The sequence below is a fragment of the Polaromonas sp. AET17H-212 genome, from assembly GCF_002379085.1.
In the GTDB taxonomy this organism is placed as follows: domain Bacteria; phylum Pseudomonadota; class Gammaproteobacteria; order Burkholderiales; family Burkholderiaceae_C; genus Polaromonas.
In genome coordinates this window covers 419,412-440,192 of sequence record NZ_NBZW01000001.1, presented here as the reverse complement: position 1 = coordinate 440,192, position 20,781 = coordinate 419,412, and the positions used below count along the sequence as shown (strand labels likewise).

Sequence of the window (20,781 nt, the reverse complement as noted above, 5' to 3'; positions counted from 1 at the left end):
TCGCGCGGCACCCGCATCCGCAGTTGCGCCTCTAGCCGACCAGACGGCCGTCCGCCGTGGTCATGCTTTGCGTCACGTAGGTTGCGCTGCGGCGCTGGGCGTCATAGCTGACGCGGAATCCGCCGACGTCGACATCGGCGCGCCGCTGGAACTCGGCCAGTGCGGTCTGGCGCGTCAGCGGGCCATTGATGCTGCTTAAAACATCGTGGGTATAACGGGCCGCGATGAAACCCGCCAGGCTCAGCGGCACCGGCGGCTCGTCGAACAGGCGGCCCAGCGTTTCCCGATAAGTACGCACCACCGGCAGGCTGGCGTTGACCAGGGGCACCACCTGCGTGGCAATGACCGGTGTGGTTCGTGCGCCGCCCATTTGCATCATGGTCTGGATGTTCACATCGGCCAGTGCCACGATGTAGCGCTGCCGTGCCTGTTTGCCGAGGCCCTGCGTGAATTGGGCCAATTCGGGGGTACCGCCCAGAAAAAGCAGGACGGCCGGCGTGTTCGGCGTGAGTTTCTGGCCCAGAACGCCCAGATCGCCAGCACCGTGAAAGGACAACAGCTTGAGCCCCATGCTGCTGGCGATGCGTTCGACGTCGGCGCGATAAACCGTCTGGTCCTGGCTCGAGGCGTACACCGCGCCCAGTTCCTTCAAGCCCATTCCCGACAGGGTCTTCAGGGCGTGGGTGATCTGCTGCTGGCGGGCAGCAAAAATGGGGAAAGTCTGGTCGTCGATGGCGAGGCTGGAGTTTTGCAGCCAGGGGGCAGCATGGGCAATGGCCAGCCTGTCTTGCGGCAGTTGTGCAACGACCTGGCCGGCAACCTGGTCGCCGACGGTGCCCGAGAGCACCACGCACGAGGGATCGTCCTTGATTTTGTCCAGCGCGGCGCGCACGCTGGCGGCCGTGCCGTCGGTTTCCAGCGTCAGGTGCCGCACGGTTTTGCCGCGCAGGCCACCGCGGGCATTGATGTCCTGCCAGGCCGCTCGCGACCCGATCAGGAAGTCCTTGGAGACATCCTGCTGGGCCAGCGAAAAGTCAACCAACTGTGCAACGACAAGGCTGCGTGCATTGCCAGCTGACTTGCCGGGTTGGGCCAGGGCGGGAAGCGCGACCTGCGCCGCCAGAAGGCCGGCGCCCTGCAAAAGCTGCCGGCGCCGAAGCTTTGAGTGGAAATGCATGGTTTTTTTAACTCCACGGCGCAGCCTCGATGGCGTCACCGTCTGGTTTGAAGTGCTATTGAATGAGTAGCGGCTCACGCCCGCTGGATGGGGGCAGAGGCCGGAAATGCCTGAATAATGCAGAAAGTCCGGCGACAGCCGTCGCCGGACCCGGGCATGGTTTATTTCTTGACGGGGGGAATCATCACGCGGTCCACGGTGTGGATCACGCCGTTGCTGGCAACGATATTGGCGGTCTGCACCATGGACTCTTCAACGGTCACGAACTCGCCGGCCTTGGCCAGTGCAACGCTGGCGCCGTTGACGGTTTTGACGGAACCGTTCTTGACGTCACCGCTCATCACTTTTCCGGCAAGGACATGGTAGGTCAGTACGTCCTTCAGCATGGCCGGGTCTTTTGCAAGGGCGTCCATGGTTTTGGCAGGCACGGCCTTGAACGCATCGTTGGTGGGGGCGAACACCGTGAAGGGGCCGGTGCCGTTCAGGGTGGAGGTCAGGCCCGCCTTGACGATCAGGCTGTTGAGCGTGCTCAGCGATGGCGTGGCGGCGATGGTGTCGGCCACTGGCGCGGGCACGGAACGGGTTGCGCAACCGGCCACCATGGCGGCTGCAGCGGCGATCAAAATCAGACGGCGATGGAACATTGTGTTACTCCTGGTTAGAAAACAAGGTGATGATAGGAACGTTCCATGACAATTTCGTGACCCCTTGCATTGCACGGGGCTCCCGTGGGTTTGGGTGGCCAGGCTCGGCCGGATGGATGTAGGGTGTCATACGGCTGTCACACAAGCCTCCTACAGTCCTTACATCTTTCATCAACTCAAGAGGTGTACAAATGAATCTGAATTTCAAGGCGACCGTCGCCAGCGTGCTGGCCCTGACCGCTCTGTCTTTTGCCTCCTTGGCCAGCGCCCAGGACGTCACGGGTGCCGGCGCTTCCTTCCCCGCACCGATTTATGCCAAATGGGCAGATGCCTATAACAAGGCGACCGGGGTGCGGATCAACTATCAGTCCGTGGGCTCCGGTGCCGGCATTCGCCAGATCCGCGGCAAAACCGTCGATTTCGGTGCTTCCGATGCGCCGCTGACCGATGCTGAGTTGCTCAAGGACGGCCTGCTGCAATTTCCAACGGTGATTGGCGGCGTGGTTCCCGTCGTCAACATCAAGGGCATCGCTGCTGGCCAGATCAAGCTGACAGGCGCCGTGCTGGGCGACATCTACCTCGGCAAGATCACCAAGTGGAATGACGCAGCCGTCACCGCCTTGAATCCGGGCGTGCCGCTGCCGGACGCTGCGATTGCTGTGGTTCGCCGCGCCGATGGCTCGGGCACCAGCTTCATCTTCACCAACTACCTGTCCAAGGTGAACCCCGAGTGGAAGGCCAAAGTGGGCGAGGGCACCGCGGTGAACTGGCCAACCGGTGCTGGCGGCAAAGGCAACGAGGGCGTGTCCGCCTTTGTGCAGCGTCTGCCCAATTCGATTGGTTATGTCGAGTACGCCTATGCCAAGCAGAACAAGCAGACCCACGTGGCCATGCGCAATGCGGCCGGCAGTTATGTACAGCCCAGCGACACGGCGTTCAAGGCGGCCGCCGCCGGAGCCGCATGGAGCAAGTCGTTCTACCAGATCCTGACCGAGCAGCCAGGCAAGGACGCCTGGCCCATCACCGGCGCGACGTTCATCCTGATGCACGCCAAGCAGGACAAGCCGGCCCAGGCCACCCAGACGCTGAAGTTTTTCGACTGGGCCTATAACAGCGGCGACAAGATGGCCGATGACCTCGACTACGTGCCCATGCCTGACTCGGTGAAAGCAGTTATTCGCCAGTCCTGGAGCAAGATCACCGATGGTTCCGGAAAGGCCGTTGCGGTCAAGTAAGTACGCTTCGGAGTGGGCGAAGCGACGGGTGTCGCTTCGCCTTTTTTCATATCTGTTTAGGAGTCTGCCGTGGCAGCTACACTTCCTGCAAGTTCATACAGCAGCAGAGAAACAACCATGTCAGTTCCCCCCTCACCGACCCAGCGCCGATCAAGCCGGACGGCCGATCTGGTCTTCGAGTGGATGGCCCGGCTGGCGGCTGTCGTCACCCTGTTGTTGCTGGCCGCCATCATCCTGGCGCTCGTCATGGGCGCCTGGCCGGCCATCAAAGAGTACGGCCTGAGCTTTTTGTGGACTTCTGAGTGGGACCCGGTGCAGAACAAATACGGCGGCCTGGTCATGATTTACGGCACGCTGATGACCTCGTTTGTCGCGTTGCTGATTGCCGTGCCCGTGAGTTTTGGCATTGCATTGTTTCTGACCGAGCTGTCGCCGCGCTGGCTCAGGCGGCCGCTGGGTGTGGCCATTGAACTGCTGGCGGCCGTGCCCTCCATCGTTTATGGCATGTGGGGCCTGCTCGTCTTTGGCCCCATTCTTGCCCAATATGTGCAGGCGCCGTTGCAGGCCGCTTTTGGCGATGTGCCTTACCTGGGCGCGCTGTTCTCCGGTCCGCCTGTCGGCATCGGCATTCTGGCCGCGGGCATCATTCTGGCCATCATGATCATTCCATTCATCGCCTCCGTGATGCGTGATGTGTTTGAGGTCACCCCGCCCATGCTCAAGGAGTCGGCGTATGCGCTGGGCGCCACCACCTGGGAAGTTGTTTTCAGGATTGTGCTGCCCTATACCAAGGCCGGCGTGATCGGCGGCATCATGCTTGGTCTGGGGCGGGCGCTGGGCGAAACCATGGCGGTGACTTTTGTGATCGGCAACTTCAACCAGCTCGATTCCCTGTCGCTGTTTCAGGCGGCCAACAGCATCACCTCTGCACTGGCCAACGAGTTTGCGGAAGCCAGTGAAGGGCTGCACCAGGCCGCGCTGATTTACCTGGGCCTGGTCCTGTTTTTCATTACCTTCGTGGTCCTGAGTCTGTCCAAGCTGCTGCTGTCACGCCTGCAAAAAGGCGAGGGAGCCCGCACATGAGCAGCGCAGGAACCAACCCCGCCCAGCAGGCCCGGCTGGCCAAGTTTCGTCAGCGCAAGACGGTGAACATCGTCGCCATCACGCTGTCGCTGGGGGCCATGGCCTTTGGCCTTTTCTGGCTGATGTGGATTCTTTTCGAGACCTTCCGCCTCGGTCTGGGGGGGCTCAGCATCGCCCTGTTCACCGAAATGACGCCGCCGCCCAATGCTGAAACCGGCGGGCTGGCCAACGCCATCTTCGGCTCGCTCACCATGGTGCTGCTGGCGACCGCGCTGGGCACACCAATCGGCGTGCTGGCCGGCATCTATCTCGCCGAATATGGCGCCCACACGCGCCTGGGCAAGCTGACCGGTTTTGTCAACGACATCCTGCTGTCGGCTCCGTCCATCGTGGTCGGCCTGTTTGTGTATGCCTTGATTGTTGCCCAGGTCAAAAGCTTTTCAGGCTGGGCCGGTGTGGTTGCCCTGGCGCTGCTGATCATTCCGGTGGTCATCCGGACCACGGACAACATGCTCAAGCTGGTGCCAAACGCGCTGCGGGAAGCCGCCTATGCCCTGGGCAGCCCCAAGTGGAAGGTGATCATGGGCATCACGCTGCGTGCCGCGCAGGCCGGTGTCGTGACCGGGGTGCTGCTGGCAGTGGCCCGCGTGGCCGGTGAAACCGCGCCGCTGCTCTTCACCGCGCTGTCCAACCAGTTCTGGACCAGCGATTTGAGCCAGCCGATGGCCAGCCTGCCTGTGACGATATTCAAGTTCGCCATGAGCCCGTTCGAGAACTGGCAGAAGCTGGCGTGGGCCGGCGTGCTGCTGATCACGCTGGGTGTGCTGGCGCTGAACATCCTGGCACGCGTGCTTTTCAGAAACAAGAATTGAGGAAGAAGCGAGATGCAAACAACTCCCCTGGCGCGCAATGAAACGGTCAAGATGTCGGTGCGCGACCTGAATTTTTACTACGGCAAGTTCCACGCGATCAAGAACGTCAACCTGGACATTCCGGAAAAGAAGGTCACGGCTTTCATCGGTCCCTCGGGCTGCGGGAAATCCACCCTGTTGCGGACCTTCAACCGCATGTATGAGCTTTACCCCGACCAGCGCGCCGAGGGCCAGGTCATGATGGGCGGCGAGAACATGATCACGTCCAAGGAAGACGTTTCGCTGATCCGCGCGCGCATCGGCATGGTGTTCCAGAAACCAACGCCGTTTCCCATGTCCATTTACGACAACATTGCCTATGGCGTGAAGCTGTTCGAAAGCCTGAACGCCAGCGACATGGACGAGCGCGTCGAATGGGCGCTGGGCAAGGCCGCGCTGTGGAACGAGGTCAAGGACAAACTCAACCAGAACGGCGCCAGCCTGTCGGGCGGCCAGCAACAACGCCTGTGTATCGCACGCGGCATCGCGATCAAGCCGGAAGTGTTGTTGCTCGACGAACCCTGCTCGGCGCTTGATCCGCTGTCGACCGCCAAGATCGAAGAGCTGATTGCCGAACTGAAGGAAGACTACACGGTGGTCATCGTGACACACAACATGCAGCAGGCGGCCCGCTGCAGCGACTACACGGCCTACATGTACCTGGGCGACCTGATCGAGTTTGGTGCGACCGAAGACCTCTTCTTCAAACCCAAGCGCAAGGAAACCGAAGACTACATCACCGGCCGTTTCGGCTGACCAGACACCAGGAGCGCACCATGCCCGAAAAACATTTGTCCACCCAGTTTGACAGCGAACTCAACACCGTGTCCTCGCGCGTGATGGAGCTTGGCGGGCTGGTCGAATCCCAGATTCGCCACGCCATTTATGCGCTGTCGCAGTTCAGCGCCGAAACCGCCAACCAGGTCATTGAGACCGAGGCCCAGGTCAATGCGATGGAAGTCGACATTGACCGTGACCTGTCGTCCATCATTGCGCGGCGCCAGCCGACCGCACGCGATTTGCGGCTGCTGATTGCGATTTCGAAAACCACGGCGAACCTGGAGCGTGCCGGTGACGAGGCGGAAAAAATCGCCCGCATGGTCAAGTCCATCATTGAGAGTGGATCCTCGCGGGCCCTGCCTGCTTCTGAACTGAATGTGGCGGCAGAGCTTGCATCGGCACTGCTGCGCAAGGCGCTGGATGCGTTTGCCCGTCTCGATACGGCCGCGGCGGTTTCGATCCTGAAGGAAGATGACCTGATTGACAAGGAGTTTGATGGTTTCGTGCGCAAGCTCATCACCTACATGATGGAAGACCCGCGCACCATTTCGCCGAGCCTGGACCTGCTGTTCGTGGCCAAGGCCATCGAACGCGTCGGCGATCATGCCAAGAACATTGCCGAGTTCATCATCTACATCGTCAAGGGCGCCGACGTCCGGCACACCCCGATGGATCAGATCGAGTCGGCGGTCAAGTAATGGACCTCATCTGCACATGAAACACCTGCCGCGCATACTGATTGTTGAGGATGAGCCGGCGATTGCCGAGCTCATCGCAGTGAACCTGACGCACGGCGGCTTCTCCCCGGTGATTGCCGGCGACAGCGTTGCTGCGCAGCGCGAACTCGATGCGGTGCTTCCCGATGCGATTTTGCTGGACTGGATGCTCCCCGGGCAAAGCGGGCTGTCGCTGGCGCGGCACCTGCGCAAACAGGCCCGTACCAAAAGCATTCCCATCCTGATGCTGACCGCCAAGGGCGACGAACCCGACAAGGTCGCCGGCCTGGACGCCGGCGCCGACGACTACATCACCAAGCCCTTTTCCACGCAGGAGTTGCTGGCCCGCATACGCGCGGTGCTGCGCCGGCGTGCGCCGGAGTCGGTCAGCGACAGCGTGACGGTTGGCGAGTTGTTGCTCGACGCTGCCACGCACCGCATTTCCTTCCAGGGTCAGGAACTCAAGCTCGGCCCCACGGAGTTCAAGCTGCTGCACTACCTGATGAAACATGCCGAGCGGGTGCACAGCCGCAGCACGCTGCTGGACAAGGTCTGGGGCGACCACGTGTTCATCGAGGAACGCACGGTGGACGTGCACGTCAAGCGCCTGCGCGAGGCGCTCGGCGCGGCCGGTGCGATGGTGGAAACGGTACGCGGCGCGGGTTACAGGCTGACGGGGCTGGCAACGGTCGGTCAACCCGCTGCTGCACAATCCGGCACATGATCAATCGCTGGATAACTTTTGCAGCCCTTCTGCTGCTCGGGTCTGGCTTGGGTTGGTGGTTGGGCGGCAAGGAAGGCGCGGCGCCGGGACTTCTGATTGCCAGCATTGTCTGGCTCTTGATCGACAGCTTGCAGACGACGCGTTTGTTGAAGTGGTTGCGGGCCGAGCAGAACGCGGAAGAGCCGGGCTCGTTGCCCGGCGCATCGCCGCCAGCCGGCGGGGTGTGGGGTGAAATCGCCGACCGGACCCGTCGCATGCTGAAGAATCGTGATCGCCGTTACCAGGAAAGCCAGGCACGTCTCAACGAATTCCTGGCGGCCATGCAGGCTTCTCCGAACGGCGTGGTGCTGCTCGATGCGGACGGGCGGATTGAATGGTGCAACCAGACTGCCGCCCAGCATTTTGGTTTTGACGCCCAACGCGACGTGATGCAGCATATTGCCAACCTCGTGCGCGCTCCCGCTTTTACGGCCTACCTGGCCTCGGGCAACTTCTCCCGCGATGTGATGATCCCTGGCGGCCGGTCAACGCCGGCGCGGCCCGTCAGGCTGGCGGTGCATCTGCATGCCTACGGCAGGGACCGCAAGCTGCTTCTGTCGAGGGACGTCACCGCGCTTGAGCTGGCGGAAGCCATGCGCCGCGATTTTGTGGCGAATGTGTCACATGAAATCCGCACGCCGCTGACGGTGTTGTCGGGTTTTATTGAAACGCTGCAGACGCTGCCGCTCAAGGAGCCCGAGCGAGCCAGGTACCTGGGCCTGATGGCGCAGCAGTCGCAGCGCATGCAGACGCTGGTCAACGACCTGCTCACCTTGTCCCGGCTTGAGGGCAGCCCGTTCCCCGATACCGCTGAGTGGGTGACGACCGGTGCCTTGCTGGCGCAATGCGAGCAGGAGGCTCGCTCGCTGTCGGCCATGCTGGCCCCTGCGGGCCACAGGCTGGAGTTTGAACCGGGTCCACCCTGCGAGCTGGCGGGCGTGCAGAACGAACTTCTCAGCGCCATGTCCAACCTCGTGACCAACGCCGTGCGTTACACCCCGCCTTCAGGCCTGATCAAGGTCAGCTGGCGGCTGCTCGACGACGGTCGTGGGGAATTCCAGGTGCAGGACACCGGACCCGGCATCGCTGCGGAACACCTTCCACGCCTGACCGAACGTTTTTACCGGGTGGATCGCAGCCGCTCGCGTGAAACCGGCGGGACCGGGCTGGGCCTGGCGATTGTCAAACACGTGACACAGCGCCACGGTGCCGAGCTTCGCATCGAAAGCCAGCCTGGCCAGGGCTCGCGATTTTCGATTGTTTTTCCCGCCGCCCGGGTGCGCCAGCTTCAACCCGTTTGATGCTTCCGGCTGATGCTGCCTTGACCGGCTGCGTCAGACCGTGGAGACGATCTCGACATCATTGGCGTAGACGTCAACCCGTTTGTCGTACAGCGGGATGGTGGTGCCGTTGACCCGGTTGCTGACCAGTTTGCCCAGGTCCACGTCGGCAATCACGATCTGCTCCATGTTGGGCACACCCTCGGCAGCGATGCCGTCCCGCGCAAAGGGAAAGTCGGACGGGGTGATGATCGCGGCCTGGCCAAAATGAAGCCCCAGTCCCTCGACGGCAAGATTTCCCACGGTACCGGTCACGGCAACGTACACCTGGTTCTCGATGGCGCGCGCATGGCAGCAGTAGCGCACCCGCCAGAAACCCTGCCTGTCGTCGGTGCAGGACGGCACGAAAATGATGTCGGCTCCCTGTTCGCACACCTTTCTCGAGAGTTCGGGAAACTCGATGTCGTAGCAGATCAGGATGCTGATGCGACCGTAGGGCGTTTCAAACACCTTCAATTCGTTGCCCGGGTCCCCCTTCCATTTCTCTTTCTCCCAGCGTGTCAGGTGAATCTTGTCCTGGGTGAACACCTTGCCGCCGGGCGTGAAAAGATAGGCGGTGTTGAGCAGGCGTCCGTTGGTGATGGTCGGGTGGCTGCCGCCGATGATGTGGACACCCCAATGCGCCGCCAGCTCGGTGAACAGCGCGATGTAGCGGCCGGTGTAGCTGTCCATTTCCCGCACCGCGCTGCGCAGGTCGCTGGTGTCCATGAAGGACAGCAGCTGGGTGGTGAAAATTTCCGGAAACATCACGAATTGGGGTTTGTAGTCGCCGGCTGCTTTCATCACGAAGCGGACCTGGTTCTCAAAGCCGTCCCAGTCGCTGATGGCGCGCAGCAGGTATTGCACCGCGGCAATGCGTACGGTGGTCTGCTGGGGTTTGTGCGCGGGTTCGCGCGCGAGGTCGGTGCTGCTCATGCTGTCGCCTCTTGCTGCAGGGCTGCGGCCAGCTGCAGGGCGGGTTTTTGCGTCGGGTCGTAGTCCGGGTTGATCCAGGCGATCAGCGCGGCGTGACCGAGAGAATCGCTGTCTTCGGGCAGGTAGTTTTCCATGATGCCGCAGTAGCGGAATCCCTCACGCAGCTGAAAGCTCAGCACAGGGTCCACGAAATCACCCCATAAGGTTTTTTTTGCATAGAGTTCTATCGACATCTGATGTGCCACGACGCTATACCCCGGCAGTCTGCCGCAGGCAATGATGCGCCGGAGATTGAGTTGCCGGCAAATGCGGCGCCGGCCTTCGTACAGGGCGTGGCCGACCCGTTTGCCGCGCAGGCGCGGATCGACAAAAACCTCGGCGCCGTACAAGGTGAATCCTGCCGGGTTGTGCGTGTCGAAGGTGCCGGCGGCGGTGATCTGGGACCAGGTGTGTTCGTCTGCCCATTCGTCCCAGGCAATCACCAGCGCGCTGGCGCAGCCGACGATGCGCTGGTCCAGCGTGGCGACCAGCTGTCCTTCGGGGAACAGGTCCAGCTGGTGGGCCAGTTGATCGCGCCGCCAGGGTGCGATGGTGGGGTAGACATGAGCCTGCAGCTTCAGTAAGGCATCAATGTCCGCGGGAGAGGTCGGACGGACGGATAGTTTGGTCATGCACCATTTTTCTCCTGCGGCCAGGCCTTCGTCAGAGGGTGTTGACGCAAGTGGCCGTAGGAGAAGGGCCGCATTGCGACCGTACATGTCTTGCGCATGGCCTTCCGGCGCGGAGTGGCGGGCCGCTTACGGTCGCTGGCGGCCCGATGCCGTGCCCGGGTCGGCCGCCTGGCCGGACGGCGCCACGCTGACTCTTTTGTACAGCGCCACGTTTTCGTTCTTGTCGGTGGGTCGGCGCAAGGTGGCCAGGTAGGCCCAGTCGGGCAGGTTGACGTGTTTGCTCAGCGTGTCCTGCGCATCGGCGTCCACCACCAGGTAGGGACAGGCGGCCCTGGCACCGGCCTGGCGCAGCTCAAGCTGACCGTGGTACTGAAAAGCGGCCACCTGGGCGCTGTTCAGGCCGTACACCTCGACGCAGGCACCGGGCTCGACACGCGCCGCGACCTGCCGCGAGAGCGGTGCGTAGCTGCGGGCGTAGTCGAGCAGGGGCAGCCACAGCGTCATCAGCAGCAGCCAGCACAGCGTGGCGCCGCCGGCGGGCAGCACCATGGATTTCCACACCGCCGCGCGCTGGCGGCCGGCCCGCCACTTGACCAGCCAGGCCCAGGCCAGCGTGGCCAGCGCCGCAGCCAGAAAGGCCAGCCACGAAAAGCTGGGCTCAAAGCCAGGCGCCAGCTTGGCGACGTTGGCGGCGGGCTGCCTGGGCATGCCGGTCTGCATCGCTATCCAGATCACCCAGATGATGATGCCGCAGCCGGTGAAAAACAGCAGCGTGAACCAGTCAATCAGCGAAGCCACGCTGCGCTTGAGGGTGGGCAAGGCAAAGGCCGCCAGGGCCGCCAGCGGCGGCAGGCTCAGCAGCAGGCTGCGGTCCGACGCGGGGGTGGTCACCGTGGCGGCCAGCGCTACCAGCGCAAACCACAGCGGCAGGGCCACGTGCCGGCTGGTCAGTTGCCGGCGCCAGCGCCACAGGGTCCAGGCGGCCAGCGGCCAGGTGGGCCAGGTGAACCAGACCAGCAGGCGCGCGATGCTGCGCCATTCCTTGCGGTCGGCCGGGCTTTCCAGGCCGGGAATTTCAATGCGCCAGCGCCAGAGATCCAGCGCCCAGGACAAGGCCGCGACCGCCAGGGTCAGGACGCCGGTCAGCAGCACCCAGCGCCAGGCAGGGGCCGGCTGGTTGTCCGGCCGGGTGCTTTGCGCGCGGCCCAGCGCGACCAGGGTGCTGCCGGCGCCCAGGAGGGCCGCCACCGTGGGCGCGCCACTCAGCGCCAGTCCGGCCAGGCCGACCCCTAGCCCGAGGGCCGGGCCCATGATTTTCCAGGCGTTGCGGTAGGCGCTGGCCGCCACGGCATAAAAAACCAGTGCCGTGAAACCGAGCTGCGCCAGGGCGGGGGTGGTTTCATGCGAGAGCTGGGCCAGGCCGAGACTGGCGATCAATGCCAGCAAGGCGGCGTCGGCAATGGCCCGGGCGTAATCAACCGGGCTGGCTTCTCCGCCAAAGGCAAACGCCACGGGCTGGGCCTGCGGGCTGCGCGCCAGGTAGTAAACGGCGTACCAGGTGCACAGCAGCGTCAGCGCCAGCAGCAGGCCGAACGGTATCCGCGCTGCCAACGCAGGGTCAAGAAAGGGCAGTGCCTTGATCGCCAGTGCGCCCAGCCAGTAGGGCGCCAGCGCTTCAAACTCGCCGGCCTGCCCCAGCAGTTGCGGATGCAGCCAGCTGGTGTGGCCGGCTGCCAGTTCGCGCATGGTGCCAAAGGCCGCAATGTCGGCATTTTTCCAGGGCCCGCGCCCCAGAAAACCCGGAAGCACATAGGCCAGGCAGAACAGCAGCAGCGCCAACCGGGGCAAGCGGCGAACTGCGGACTGGGCAATGATGGCTGGCGAGGGTTTGTTCAAGGGAGGTCAGGCGAAGCGGAAGCCCTGATTTTGGGGCAAAAAAAAGCAGCCTGACATTCAGGCTGCTTTTTCGTGTGGCCGAAGCTGTTTCGCAGCTTACTCGGCAGCAGGCGCTGGTGCAGCGTCTTTGGCAGCGGTCTTGCCAAAACGGTTGCGGAATTTCTCGACGCGGCCACCCATGTTGTCCACGGATTTCTGTGTGCCGGTGTAAAACGGGTGCGATTCGCTCGACGTATCGAGTTTGTACAGCGGCAGTTCGCGGCCGTCTTCCATCTTCACCATTTCTTTGGTGTTGGCGCAGGAGCGGGTCACAAACTTGAAGTTATTGGACATGTCCAGGAAACAAACTTCGCGGTAGTTGGGGTGAATGCCTTCTTTCATGATCTTTCCTTGTTCGTTTCGGGAGCCACCCAGACCAGTTCTGGGCACTTTCCGTGAAGCCTCGCATTATGCCATGGAATCAAGCACTTACGTGCCCCCACGCTTTTCACTGCGTGTAAACGCTGCCCCCCGAGGGGGCGCTGCGCCTGCGGCCCGGCAAAGCCGGTTCCGCGGCCCCGGCTGGACTAATTCAGTCAGCGGGCAGGGGGTTAACCACCCCTTCGCATCATGTCGAAGAACTCGTGGTTGTTCTTGGTGGCCTTCATGTTCTTGAGCATCAGCTCCATGGACTCGATTTCGTCCATGTTGTACATGAATTGACGCAGGATGCGCGACTTTTGCAGGATCTCGGGGGCCAGCAGCAGCTCTTCCTTGCGGGTGCCGCTGCGGTTCAGGTGAATCGCCGGGAACACGCGTTTTTCGTAGAGGCGGCGGTCCAGGTGGATCTCGCAGTTGCCGGTGCCCTTGAACTCTTCAAAAATCACCTCGTCCATGCGGCTGCCGGTATCGACCAGCGCGGTGCCGATGATGGTCAGGCTGCCGCCTTCCTCGATCTTGCGCGCGGCGCCAAAGAAACGTTTCGGGCGCTGCAACGCGTTGGCGTCGACACCGCCGGTCAGCACCTTGCCGGAAGAGGGCAGCACGTTGTTGTAGGCACGGGCCAGACGGGTGATCGAGTCCAGCAGGATCACGACGTCCTTGCCGAGTTCGACCAGGCGCTTGGCGCGCTCGATCACCATTTCGGCGACATGCACGTGGCGGGCGGCGGGTTCGTCAAAGGTCGAGGAAATCACTTCGCCGCGCACGCTGCGCTGCATCTCGGTGACCTCTTCAGGTCGCTCGTCGACCAGCAGCACCATCATGACCACTTCGGGGTAGTTGGCGGTGATGGCGTGGGCGATGTTCTGCATCATCACGGTCTTGCCGGACTTGGGCGGCGCCACCAGCAGGGCGCGCTGGCCCTTGCCGATCGGGGCAATGATGTCGATGATGCGGCTGGTCAGGTTTTCCTCGCCCTTGATGTCTCGCTCGAGCTTGAACTGCTCGCGCGGGAACAGCGGCGTCAAATTCTCGAACATCACCTTGTGCTTGTTGGCTTCAGGTGCGCCGTCGTTGACCTTGTCGAGCTTGTTCAGCGCAAAGTAGCGCTCGCCGTCTTTCGGGGTGCGCACTTCGCCTTCGATCATGTCGCCGGTGTGCAGGTTGAAGCGGCGGATCTGGCTCGGGCTGATGTAGATGTCGTCGGTGGACGCGGTGTAGCTGGAGTCCGGCGCACGCAGGAAGCCGAAGCCGTCGGGCAGCACTTCGAGCACGCCGTCGGCGACGATGGTTTCACCCGTTTTGGAGCGCTTCTTGATGATCGCGAACATCAGCTCCTGCTTGCGCATGCGGCCGGTGTTTTCGATCTCAAGCTCTTCGGCCTGCTTGAGGACTTCAGACACGTGCAGTGCCTTGAGTTCGTTTAAGTGCATGGGGAAACCTTGCGTGAAGTCAACTCCTCGCGGAGTTCAGATAAAAAACGGGGGAGGTTTGAAAGGAAGCTAGAGGCGCTTCACAAACCGGGAACTCGAACCGGCCGGCAGCAGCCGGTCAGCGAACAGGGCCATTATGACAGGAAATTCGGGGGGTCTAGCGGGGTGATGGGGGTGCGGGAGCCGGTCCTGCCGATCCGCTTCATGCCGGATGGCGCCCCGGCAGGCTGTGCAGGGACAGCGCGCCGGTGGCTGGGGACAAGGCCGGTCAGGCCAGTTGCTGGTCGATGAAAGCAGTCAGCTGGGCCTTGCTCATGGCGCCGACCTTGGTGGCAGCGAGCTGGCCGTCCTTGAACAGCATCAGCGTCGGGATGCCGCGAATGCCGAACTTGGCGGGAATGTCGCGGTTTTCGTCCACATTCATCTTGGCGATCTGCAAGCGGCCGTCGTAACCGGTGGCGACTTCGTCCAGAATCGGGGCAATCATCTTGCAGGGGCCGCACCACTCGGCCCAGTAGTCGACCAGCACGGGTTTGGAGGCCTGCAGCACGTCGGCTTCGAAGGTGGCATCGGTGGTATGTTTGATCAGTTCGCTCGCCATGGCGGCTCCTTTGTCTGGTTAGGATGGTTACGATACGTTAAGGGCTAAAGTTGCAGTCATTGTGGCAGAAAGCAAGTGGCCGGGTCGGGCACGCCGGGGCTATGGCTCCGATAGTGATCATTCAATTTGCGGCTTTTGGCCACCGCGCCCGCTTCATTTCACGGACTTTGCCCATTCCTTTCCTGCGACCAGCCTTTCCCAAACCCCGCCATGCCACTTGCCCCGACCGCTGACGCCGCCTTGCCTACGCCTGATGCGCTGTGCTGGCAGCAGGCGATGGGCCAGCTGGCAGCCGTGGTGCGGGCGCGGAAGGTCCACCCGGCAGAGGCTGTGGTGTTGCTGCCCTATGCCCAGCTGATCCAGCAGGCACGCCGTGCCTGGGCTGCGCAGGCGGGCGAGACCTTTTTTGTTCCCCGCTTTGAGACCACCATGAACTGGGCCAGCGGCCTGGGCGGCACGCTGGGCTTGCATGTGCCCTCGGGCGACGATGTGCGCATGGATGTGGCGGTCGACATGCTGACGGCCGCCTCGCTGCTGGGCCGCGCGGGCCTCGGCGCCCAGCAGGATGCGCTGGCCGGCCGGCTGGTCGAGGCGGCCTGGAGCCTGGCCGGTGTGGCCGCTGCCGTCGTGCCGGCCGGGCGCCGGGCCTGGAGCGAGCGGCTGGCGCTGACGCTGGGTGCAGGCCTGGATTCGCCGGTGCTGGCGCTCGAGGCTGCTGTGGGGCGCATTGCGCTGGCCTGGGTTGCTGCTTCAAGCTATCCGACAGACCGTCTTTTCCAGGCGAAACCGCAGCTGTTTGCGGTGCTGGAAGGCTTTCAGGCTGATCCGCTCACCGAAGCCCTGAAGGCGCATTTCGGCGAACGTTCGGTTTCCATCCCGCTGTGCCTTTCCCTGGAACAGCCATCGGCACCGACTGCGCTGCATATTGCGCAAGACGCTGAAGACGAAGCCGGCCGCGCCGCCGCCTGCGTGCTGGCGCATCTGGCGCAAGGCCGCAGCCCGGTAGCGTTGATTGCGCAGGACCGGCAACTCACGCGCCGTGTCGGCGCCATGCTGGCCGAGCGCGGTATCGCCATGCGCGACGAAACCGGCTGGAAGCTCTCCACCACCCGCGCCGCCGCCAGCCTGATGAGCCTGCTGCGCGCCATGCCCTGGGATGCATCGACGGATGCCGTGCTGGACTGGTTGAAAAACGCAGCGGCATTTGACGCTGCCCTGGTCACTGCTGCTGAAACCGAACTGCGCAAGACCGGCGTGCGTGCCTGGCGCGACCTGCCGGATTTTCCGGAAGAAGACATCCTGCCGCCCGCCTTTGCGGCAACGGGTCCGCTGGCGCGCGAAGTGAACGCATTGCGCAGCCCATTCGGCCGGGCTCGCCCTCTGGCGATGTGGCTGCGTGACCTGCGCGCCCTCCTGCAAGCGGCGGGGCAGTGGGATGCGCTGGCGCAGGACGAGGCCGGGCAAACAGTGCTGGATGTGCTGCGCCTGCATGAAGGCGCCGAGACCGAATTCGAAGCATCGCCGGTGATGCGGCTGCATGACTTCACACAGTGGGCCAACCAGGCGCTCGAAGGCGGCAAGTTTTCCCCTGTGCATCCGCCCGCAGAGCAGGTGGTGATCCTGCCGCTGCCGCAACTGCTTGGCCGGCCCATGCAGGCCGTGGTGCTGCCCGGCTGCGATGAAATCCGCCTGCCGGTGTCGCCGGAACCCGCCGGCCCCTGGACGCCCGGCCAGCGCGAGCTGCTGGGCCTGCCGTCGCGGGAAGTGCTTGCCGCCGCCCAGCGCCAGGCCTGGCAGTACGCCCTGCACATGTCGCATCTCGATGTGCTCTGGCGCACCAGCGAATCGGGCGAACATCTGATCCCCAGCGGCTTTGTGCAGGAGCTGCTGCTGGACCGAGGGCAGGGTGAGGACGCAGCACAGGGCATGGCCACCGACCCTCGCAGCCTGCGTGCCGTGGCCACCCAGCCCACGCCCCATCCCTTTCCGACCGGTGAGGCCTTGCCCGTCACCCGGCTTTCGGCCAGCGCCTATGAAGATTTGCGGCGTTGCCCCTACCGCTTTTTTGCGCTGCGCCAGCTGCGGCTTCAGGAGCCCGAAGAACTCGAAAGCGAGCTGGGCAAGCGCGACTTCGGCAACTGGCTGCACAGCCTGCTGCGGCATTTTCATGAAGCACTCAAAGCGGCGCCAACGTCCGATATATCAGCGCGGACAGCTATGATAAATGTAGCGGCCGAGCGCGCCACGCAGGAGCTGGCACTCAGCGACAGCGAGTTTTTGCCTTTTGCCGCGGCCTGGCCCGGCGTACGCGAGGGCTATTTGAAATGGCTGGTGGACCACGAAGCCAGCGGCGCGGTATTCGACGAAGCCGAAGTCTGGCGCGAAGTGCCCGTCGGCTCGCTCACGCTGCTCGGCAAGCTTGACCGCATCGACCGCCAGCCGGACGGACACGCTCTGGTGATCGACTACAAGACCGAGTCGCGCACCACCACGAGCGAGCGCATCAAGAACGGCCAGGAGGACACCCAGCTGGCGTTTTATGCCGCCTTGATGAGCGACGACACCCTGGCGGCGGCCTATGTCAACCTCGGCGAAAAAGAGCCCACCAAAACCTATGAGCAGCCCGACATCGTCGGCTTGCGCGACGAGCTCATCGACAGCATCCTGACCGACATGGCGCGCATCGCACGCGGCGCCAAACTGCCGGCGCTGGGCGAAGGCAAGGCCTGTGATTACTGCGCTGGCCGAGGACTCTGTCGTAAAGACTTTTGGAGTCTGGACGGGGAATCCACGGCAGGAGAGGGCGTATGAGCGCTTCAACCCCAACGCTGATTCCCCACGCCGCCGCCTACGAGTGCAACGGCGAGCCGGTCTCCGCCGATGCGTTCTACGCCATCGCCTGCGACCCGCGGCGCAGCGTGGCGGTAGAGGCTTGCGCCGGTGCCGGCAAGACCTGGATGCTGGTGTCGCGCATCGTGCGGGCTTTGCTTGACGGTGCCACGGCCGCACCCGGGCAGCAGGTGCTGCCGCACGAGATCCTGGCGATCACCTTCACCAAAAAAGCCGCCGGCGAAATGCGCGAGCGGCTGGACGACTGGCTCAAGGCCTTTGCCCATGCCGACGACGAGACCCTTCAACGCGAACTGGAAATACGCGGCGTCCGGGTCGATTTTTCAAGCCAAAAAGGCCTGCAGTCCGCACAGGTCGTGCGCGAGCAGCTATCAAATTTATACCGCTCCATCCTCGCCAGCGGCCGCTCGGTGCAGATCCGCACCTTCCACAGCTGGTTTGCGGCCCTGCTGCGCAGCGCGCCGGTGGCGGTGCTGCAGCGCCTGGAACTGCCGGTGAACTACGAGCTGCTGGAGGACGACGCACCGGCACGCGCGCTGGTGTGGCGGCGCTTTTACGCCGCGGTGTCAGCTGATACAGCGCTCAAGGCCGACTTCGAAGCCGTGGTGCTGGCCTATGGGCGTTTCCAGGCCGACAAGGCTTTGCAGGCCGCACTCGACAAGCGCACCGAGTTCACGCTGGCCGATGAAAAAGGCGTGATCGACACCTCGGTGCAAGCCTTCAGCGCACAGTTCACCGAATTTGACGGCCTCGATGAACCGGAAGAGCTGCTCAGCACCAACCGCGTTCACCGGCAAACCCTCAGTGACGCCGCCGTGGCGCTGGGCCGCGCGAGCGCACCGACTTTTTCGGCCAAAGGCGTGGAGCTGGAGCGCGCCCTGACCGCCGGCGACTTCCCGGCGGCCATCGCGGCCCTGCTGACCGAGAAGGGCACGCCGCGCAAGTTCGGCGAAAAAATCGTCGGCATCGAGCAGGTGCGCATGGCCCAGGACTTGGTGCTGCGCGTGGTGGCGGCTCGCCAGCAGCACGACGCCTGGCTGTACCAGCAGCGCATGGCGCGCCTGACGCGCGTGCTGATTGCCCAGTTCACGGCCCTGAAGCGCGACCGCGGCTGGGTCGACATGAATGATGTCGAGCGCGCCGCGCTGCTGATGCTGGCCGACCCTGTCCTGTCGGGCTGGGTGCAGGAGCGGCTGGACGCGCGCATCCGCCATCTGATGATCGATGAGTTCCAGGACACCAACCCGCTGCAGTGGCAGGCGCTGTACGCCTGGCTCATCGGTTACTCGGGGGCGGGCTCGGCGCCCAGCGTGTTCCTGGTGGGCGACCCCAAGCAGAGTATTTACCGCTTCCGCCGTGCCGAGCCGCAGGTGTTTCGGGCCGCGCAGGCTTTTGTGGTGCATGGTCTGGGCGGTGATCTGCTGAGCTGCGACCACACCCGGCGCAATGCAGAAGCCGTGATCGACACCGTCAACTCGGTCATGGCCACAGCGCGTGAAACCGACGCGTACGAGGGCTTTCGCGAACACACCACGGCCTCGGGTCTGGCCGGCGCCGTGGGCCGCCTGCCGCCCATTCCCCGCGCCAGGGACGAAGAAGAAACCTCGCCGCTGGCCGTCGGCTGGCGCGACAGCCTGACGACGCCGCGCGAGCTGCCGGAAGAAACCCTGCGCACCCGCGAAGCGCGGCAGGCCGCTGCCTGGATCTCCGAACAGGTCGCCGCCGGGCTGCGCCCCCAGGATGTGATGGTCCTCTCGCGCAAGCGCGCCGGCCTGCTGCCGCTGCAGGACGAGTTGCGTGCGCTGCACATTCCCGCGCAGGTCGGCGAAAAAACCGAGCTCATCGACTGCTGCGAAGTGCTGGACGTGGTGGCGTTGCTCGACGTGCTGGTGTCGCCGCAGCACGACCTGTCACTGGCGCGCGCCCTGCGTTCGCCGCTGTTCGGGCTGGCCGACGAAAGCCTGGTGCAACTGGCCCTGCTGCAGCGCGAGCACCACCTGCCGTGGTATAGCCTGCTACAAAAAGAGGAGCTGCTTGCGTCCGGCCTGAAAGGGCTGGGCCCTGTTTTGAGCAAGTGGAAGAGCTGGCTGGACCGCCTGCCGCCGCACGATGCGCTGCAGGGCATTTACGACGACGGCGATGTGCTGGCGCGTTTTGGTGCTGCCGCCCCGACTGCGCAGCGCAGCGCAGTGCTGGCGAATCTGCGCGCGCTGCTGGGTGTGTCGCTGGCGCTGGACGGCGGGCGTTACGCCACGCCCTATGGTTTTGTGCGCGCGCTCAAGGCCGGTGGTACCCAGGCGCCGGCCGCCGTCAGCAGCGAGGCGGTCCGGCTGCTGACCATCCACGGCGCCAAGGGCCTCGAAGCCGAGGCCGTGCTGCTGCTGGACACCGACACCGTGGAACGCAACGCCGACAGCATGGGCGTGCTGGTCGACTGGCCTGGCGAGGCGACCGAGCCGCGCAAGTTTGTCTTTCTGGTCAGCGAAAGCCGCCCGCCGGCCTGCGCCGCCGACACGCTGGCCAGCGAGCTGGCTGCCCGCAAGCGCGAAGAACTCAACGCCCTGTATGTGGCGCTGACGCGTGCCCGCCATACATTGGTGATTTCTTCGATCGAGCCACATCGCGTGACCACTGAAAGCTGGTGGCAGCGTCTGCAGGCGCTGGTGGGCGAGTTGCCTGCACCGGTGGCCGATGAATCCGCTGCGGCGCGGCCGGACCTGGCGGACACCGGCGTTTTTTACCTGCCCGAGCTGCCTGCCTTGCCCGAAGCCCTGGCGCCCGCTGCGCCTGCGGTGGAGCGGGTGGATGAAGACTCGCTGAAGGCGCGCATCGGCAAGGCCATGCACCGCCTGCTGGAGTGGGGCGGCGCCTTGTCGACGGAACAGGTGAAGGCAGCGGCGCGCGAGTTTCGCCTGAGCCCGGCGCAGGGGGCCGAGGCTGCCGGGCTGGCCAGGCGCATCCTGGCGGGCGAGGGCGCCTGGGCATGGAGCCCCGACGCGGTGGCCTGGCACGGCAACGAGGTCGACCTGGTCTACGCCGGCCAGGCGCTGCGGCTGGACCGCCTGGTGCAGCGCAAGGATGCCGGCCATGAAGGCCACTGGTGGGTGCTGGACTACAAATCGGCAGCAGCGCCGGAGCTGCAGCCTGCGCTGGTGGCCCAGTTGCAGGACTACCGGGCGGCGGTGCAGCTGATTTACCCCGGCGCGCCAGTGAAGGCGGCTTTCCTGACCGGGCGGGGAACGGTCGTCGAGCTTTCCTGCGAACTGCAATAATCAGGGCATCAGCGCATCGGCCTGGTGCCGGCACCTTTGCCAGGCTTCAAGTCTTTTTGCATCGCAGCCCATGA

At 63.9% G+C, this 20,781-nt stretch carries 17 protein-coding genes; 9 read left to right on the top strand and 8 right to left on the bottom strand.

Annotated elements, in window-relative coordinates:
* Nucleotides 1-31: 31 nt before the first annotated feature.
* Together B7G53_RS02030 and B7G53_RS02025 are read right to left on the bottom strand one after the other, a co-directional pair.
* Complete coding sequence (locus B7G53_RS02030; protein ID WP_096662717.1) at nucleotides 32-1,177, bottom strand: ABC transporter substrate-binding protein; 1,146 nt, start codon at nucleotides 1,175-1,177, stop codon at nucleotides 32-34.
* A gap of 161 nt (nucleotides 1,178-1,338) precedes the next feature.
* Entirely contained in the window at nucleotides 1,339-1,821 is a 483-nt protein-coding gene (locus tag B7G53_RS02025) for a fasciclin domain-containing protein (RefSeq protein ID WP_096662714.1), read from the bottom strand.
* Nucleotides 1,822-2,012: 191 nt separating this feature from the next.
* On the opposite strand from B7G53_RS02025, the gene pstS reads away from it, so the two are divergent.
* The 7 genes from pstS to phoR all read left to right on the top strand — a co-directional run bounded on the left by pstS (nucleotide 2,013) and on the right by phoR (nucleotide 8,610).
* Complete coding sequence (gene pstS / locus B7G53_RS02020) at nucleotides 2,013-3,056, top strand: phosphate ABC transporter substrate-binding protein PstS (protein WP_096662711.1); 1,044 nt, start codon at nucleotides 2,013-2,015, stop codon at nucleotides 3,054-3,056.
* A gap of 117 nt (nucleotides 3,057-3,173) precedes the next feature.
* Nucleotides 3,174-4,139 carry a phosphate ABC transporter permease PstC gene (gene pstC, locus B7G53_RS02015; RefSeq protein WP_096662708.1) on the top strand — a complete coding sequence of 322 codons (966 nt, stop codon included), beginning with the start codon at nucleotides 3,174-3,176 and terminating at the stop codon, nucleotides 4,137-4,139.
* Entirely contained in the window at nucleotides 4,136-5,011 is an 876-nt protein-coding gene (gene pstA / locus B7G53_RS02010; protein WP_096662705.1) for a phosphate ABC transporter permease PstA, read from the top strand. Before pstC ends, pstA begins: the two co-directional genes overlap by 4 nt.
* A 12-nt stretch (nucleotides 5,012-5,023) precedes the next feature.
* Nucleotides 5,024-5,806, top strand: coding sequence for a phosphate ABC transporter ATP-binding protein PstB (gene pstB, locus B7G53_RS02005; protein ID WP_096662702.1), 783 nt, complete (start codon nucleotides 5,024-5,026; stop codon nucleotides 5,804-5,806).
* 20 nt (nucleotides 5,807-5,826) lie between these two features.
* A complete protein-coding gene (phoU, locus tag B7G53_RS02000) occupies nucleotides 5,827-6,528 on the top strand; it encodes a phosphate signaling complex protein PhoU (protein ID WP_096662699.1) in 702 nt (233 codons plus the stop codon).
* A 16-nt stretch (nucleotides 6,529-6,544) separates the two neighbouring features.
* Nucleotides 6,545-7,270: a phosphate regulon transcriptional regulator PhoB gene (gene phoB, locus B7G53_RS01995; RefSeq protein WP_096662696.1), complete on the top strand. Its 726-nt coding sequence runs from the start codon at nucleotides 6,545-6,547 to the stop codon at nucleotides 7,268-7,270.
* Nucleotides 7,267-8,610: a phosphate regulon sensor histidine kinase PhoR gene (gene phoR / locus B7G53_RS01990; RefSeq protein ID WP_096662693.1), complete on the top strand. Its 1,344-nt coding sequence runs from the start codon at nucleotides 7,267-7,269 to the stop codon at nucleotides 8,608-8,610. Before phoB ends, phoR begins: the two co-directional genes overlap by 4 nt.
* 33 nt (nucleotides 8,611-8,643) lie before the next feature.
* On the opposite strand, the gene B7G53_RS01985 is transcribed toward phoR, so the two are convergent.
* The 6 genes from B7G53_RS01985 to trxA form a co-directional block, all read right to left on the bottom strand.
* Entirely contained in the window at nucleotides 8,644-9,564 is a 921-nt protein-coding gene (locus tag B7G53_RS01985; protein ID WP_096662690.1) for a carbon-nitrogen hydrolase family protein, read from the bottom strand.
* A complete protein-coding gene (locus B7G53_RS01980) occupies nucleotides 9,561-10,235 on the bottom strand; it encodes a GNAT family N-acetyltransferase (RefSeq protein ID WP_176491252.1) in 675 nt (224 codons plus the stop codon). Before B7G53_RS01980 ends, B7G53_RS01985 begins: the two co-directional genes overlap by 4 nt.
* Before the next feature lie 126 nt (nucleotides 10,236-10,361).
* Nucleotides 10,362-12,131 (bottom strand): hypothetical protein, encoded by a 1,770-nt coding sequence (locus B7G53_RS01975; RefSeq protein WP_096662684.1) that lies wholly within the window; start codon nucleotides 12,129-12,131, stop codon nucleotides 10,362-10,364.
* Nucleotides 12,132-12,227: 96 nt separating this feature from the next.
* Complete coding sequence (locus B7G53_RS01970; protein ID WP_096662681.1) at nucleotides 12,228-12,512, bottom strand: type B 50S ribosomal protein L31; 285 nt, start codon at nucleotides 12,510-12,512, stop codon at nucleotides 12,228-12,230.
* A gap of 209 nt (nucleotides 12,513-12,721) precedes the next feature.
* Nucleotides 12,722-13,984, bottom strand: a complete 1,263-nt coding sequence (gene rho / locus B7G53_RS01965; protein ID WP_096662678.1) for a transcription termination factor Rho — start codon at nucleotides 13,982-13,984, stop codon at nucleotides 12,722-12,724.
* 268 nt (nucleotides 13,985-14,252) lie between these two features.
* A complete protein-coding gene (gene trxA, locus B7G53_RS01960) occupies nucleotides 14,253-14,585 on the bottom strand; it encodes a thioredoxin TrxA (RefSeq protein ID WP_077594529.1) in 333 nt (110 codons plus the stop codon).
* Nucleotides 14,586-14,795: 210 nt separating this feature from the next.
* On the opposite strand from trxA, the gene B7G53_RS01955 reads away from it, so the two are divergent.
* Nucleotides 14,796-17,396, top strand: coding sequence for a PD-(D/E)XK nuclease family protein (locus tag B7G53_RS01955; protein WP_096662672.1), 2,601 nt, complete (start codon nucleotides 14,796-14,798; stop codon nucleotides 17,394-17,396).
* Nucleotides 17,393-20,707, top strand: a complete 3,315-nt coding sequence (locus tag B7G53_RS01950; RefSeq protein ID WP_096662669.1) for a UvrD-helicase domain-containing protein — start codon at nucleotides 17,393-17,395, stop codon at nucleotides 20,705-20,707. The genes B7G53_RS01955 and B7G53_RS01950 overlap by 4 nt, the downstream gene beginning before the upstream one ends.
* Nucleotides 20,708-20,781: the final 74 nt, after the last annotated feature.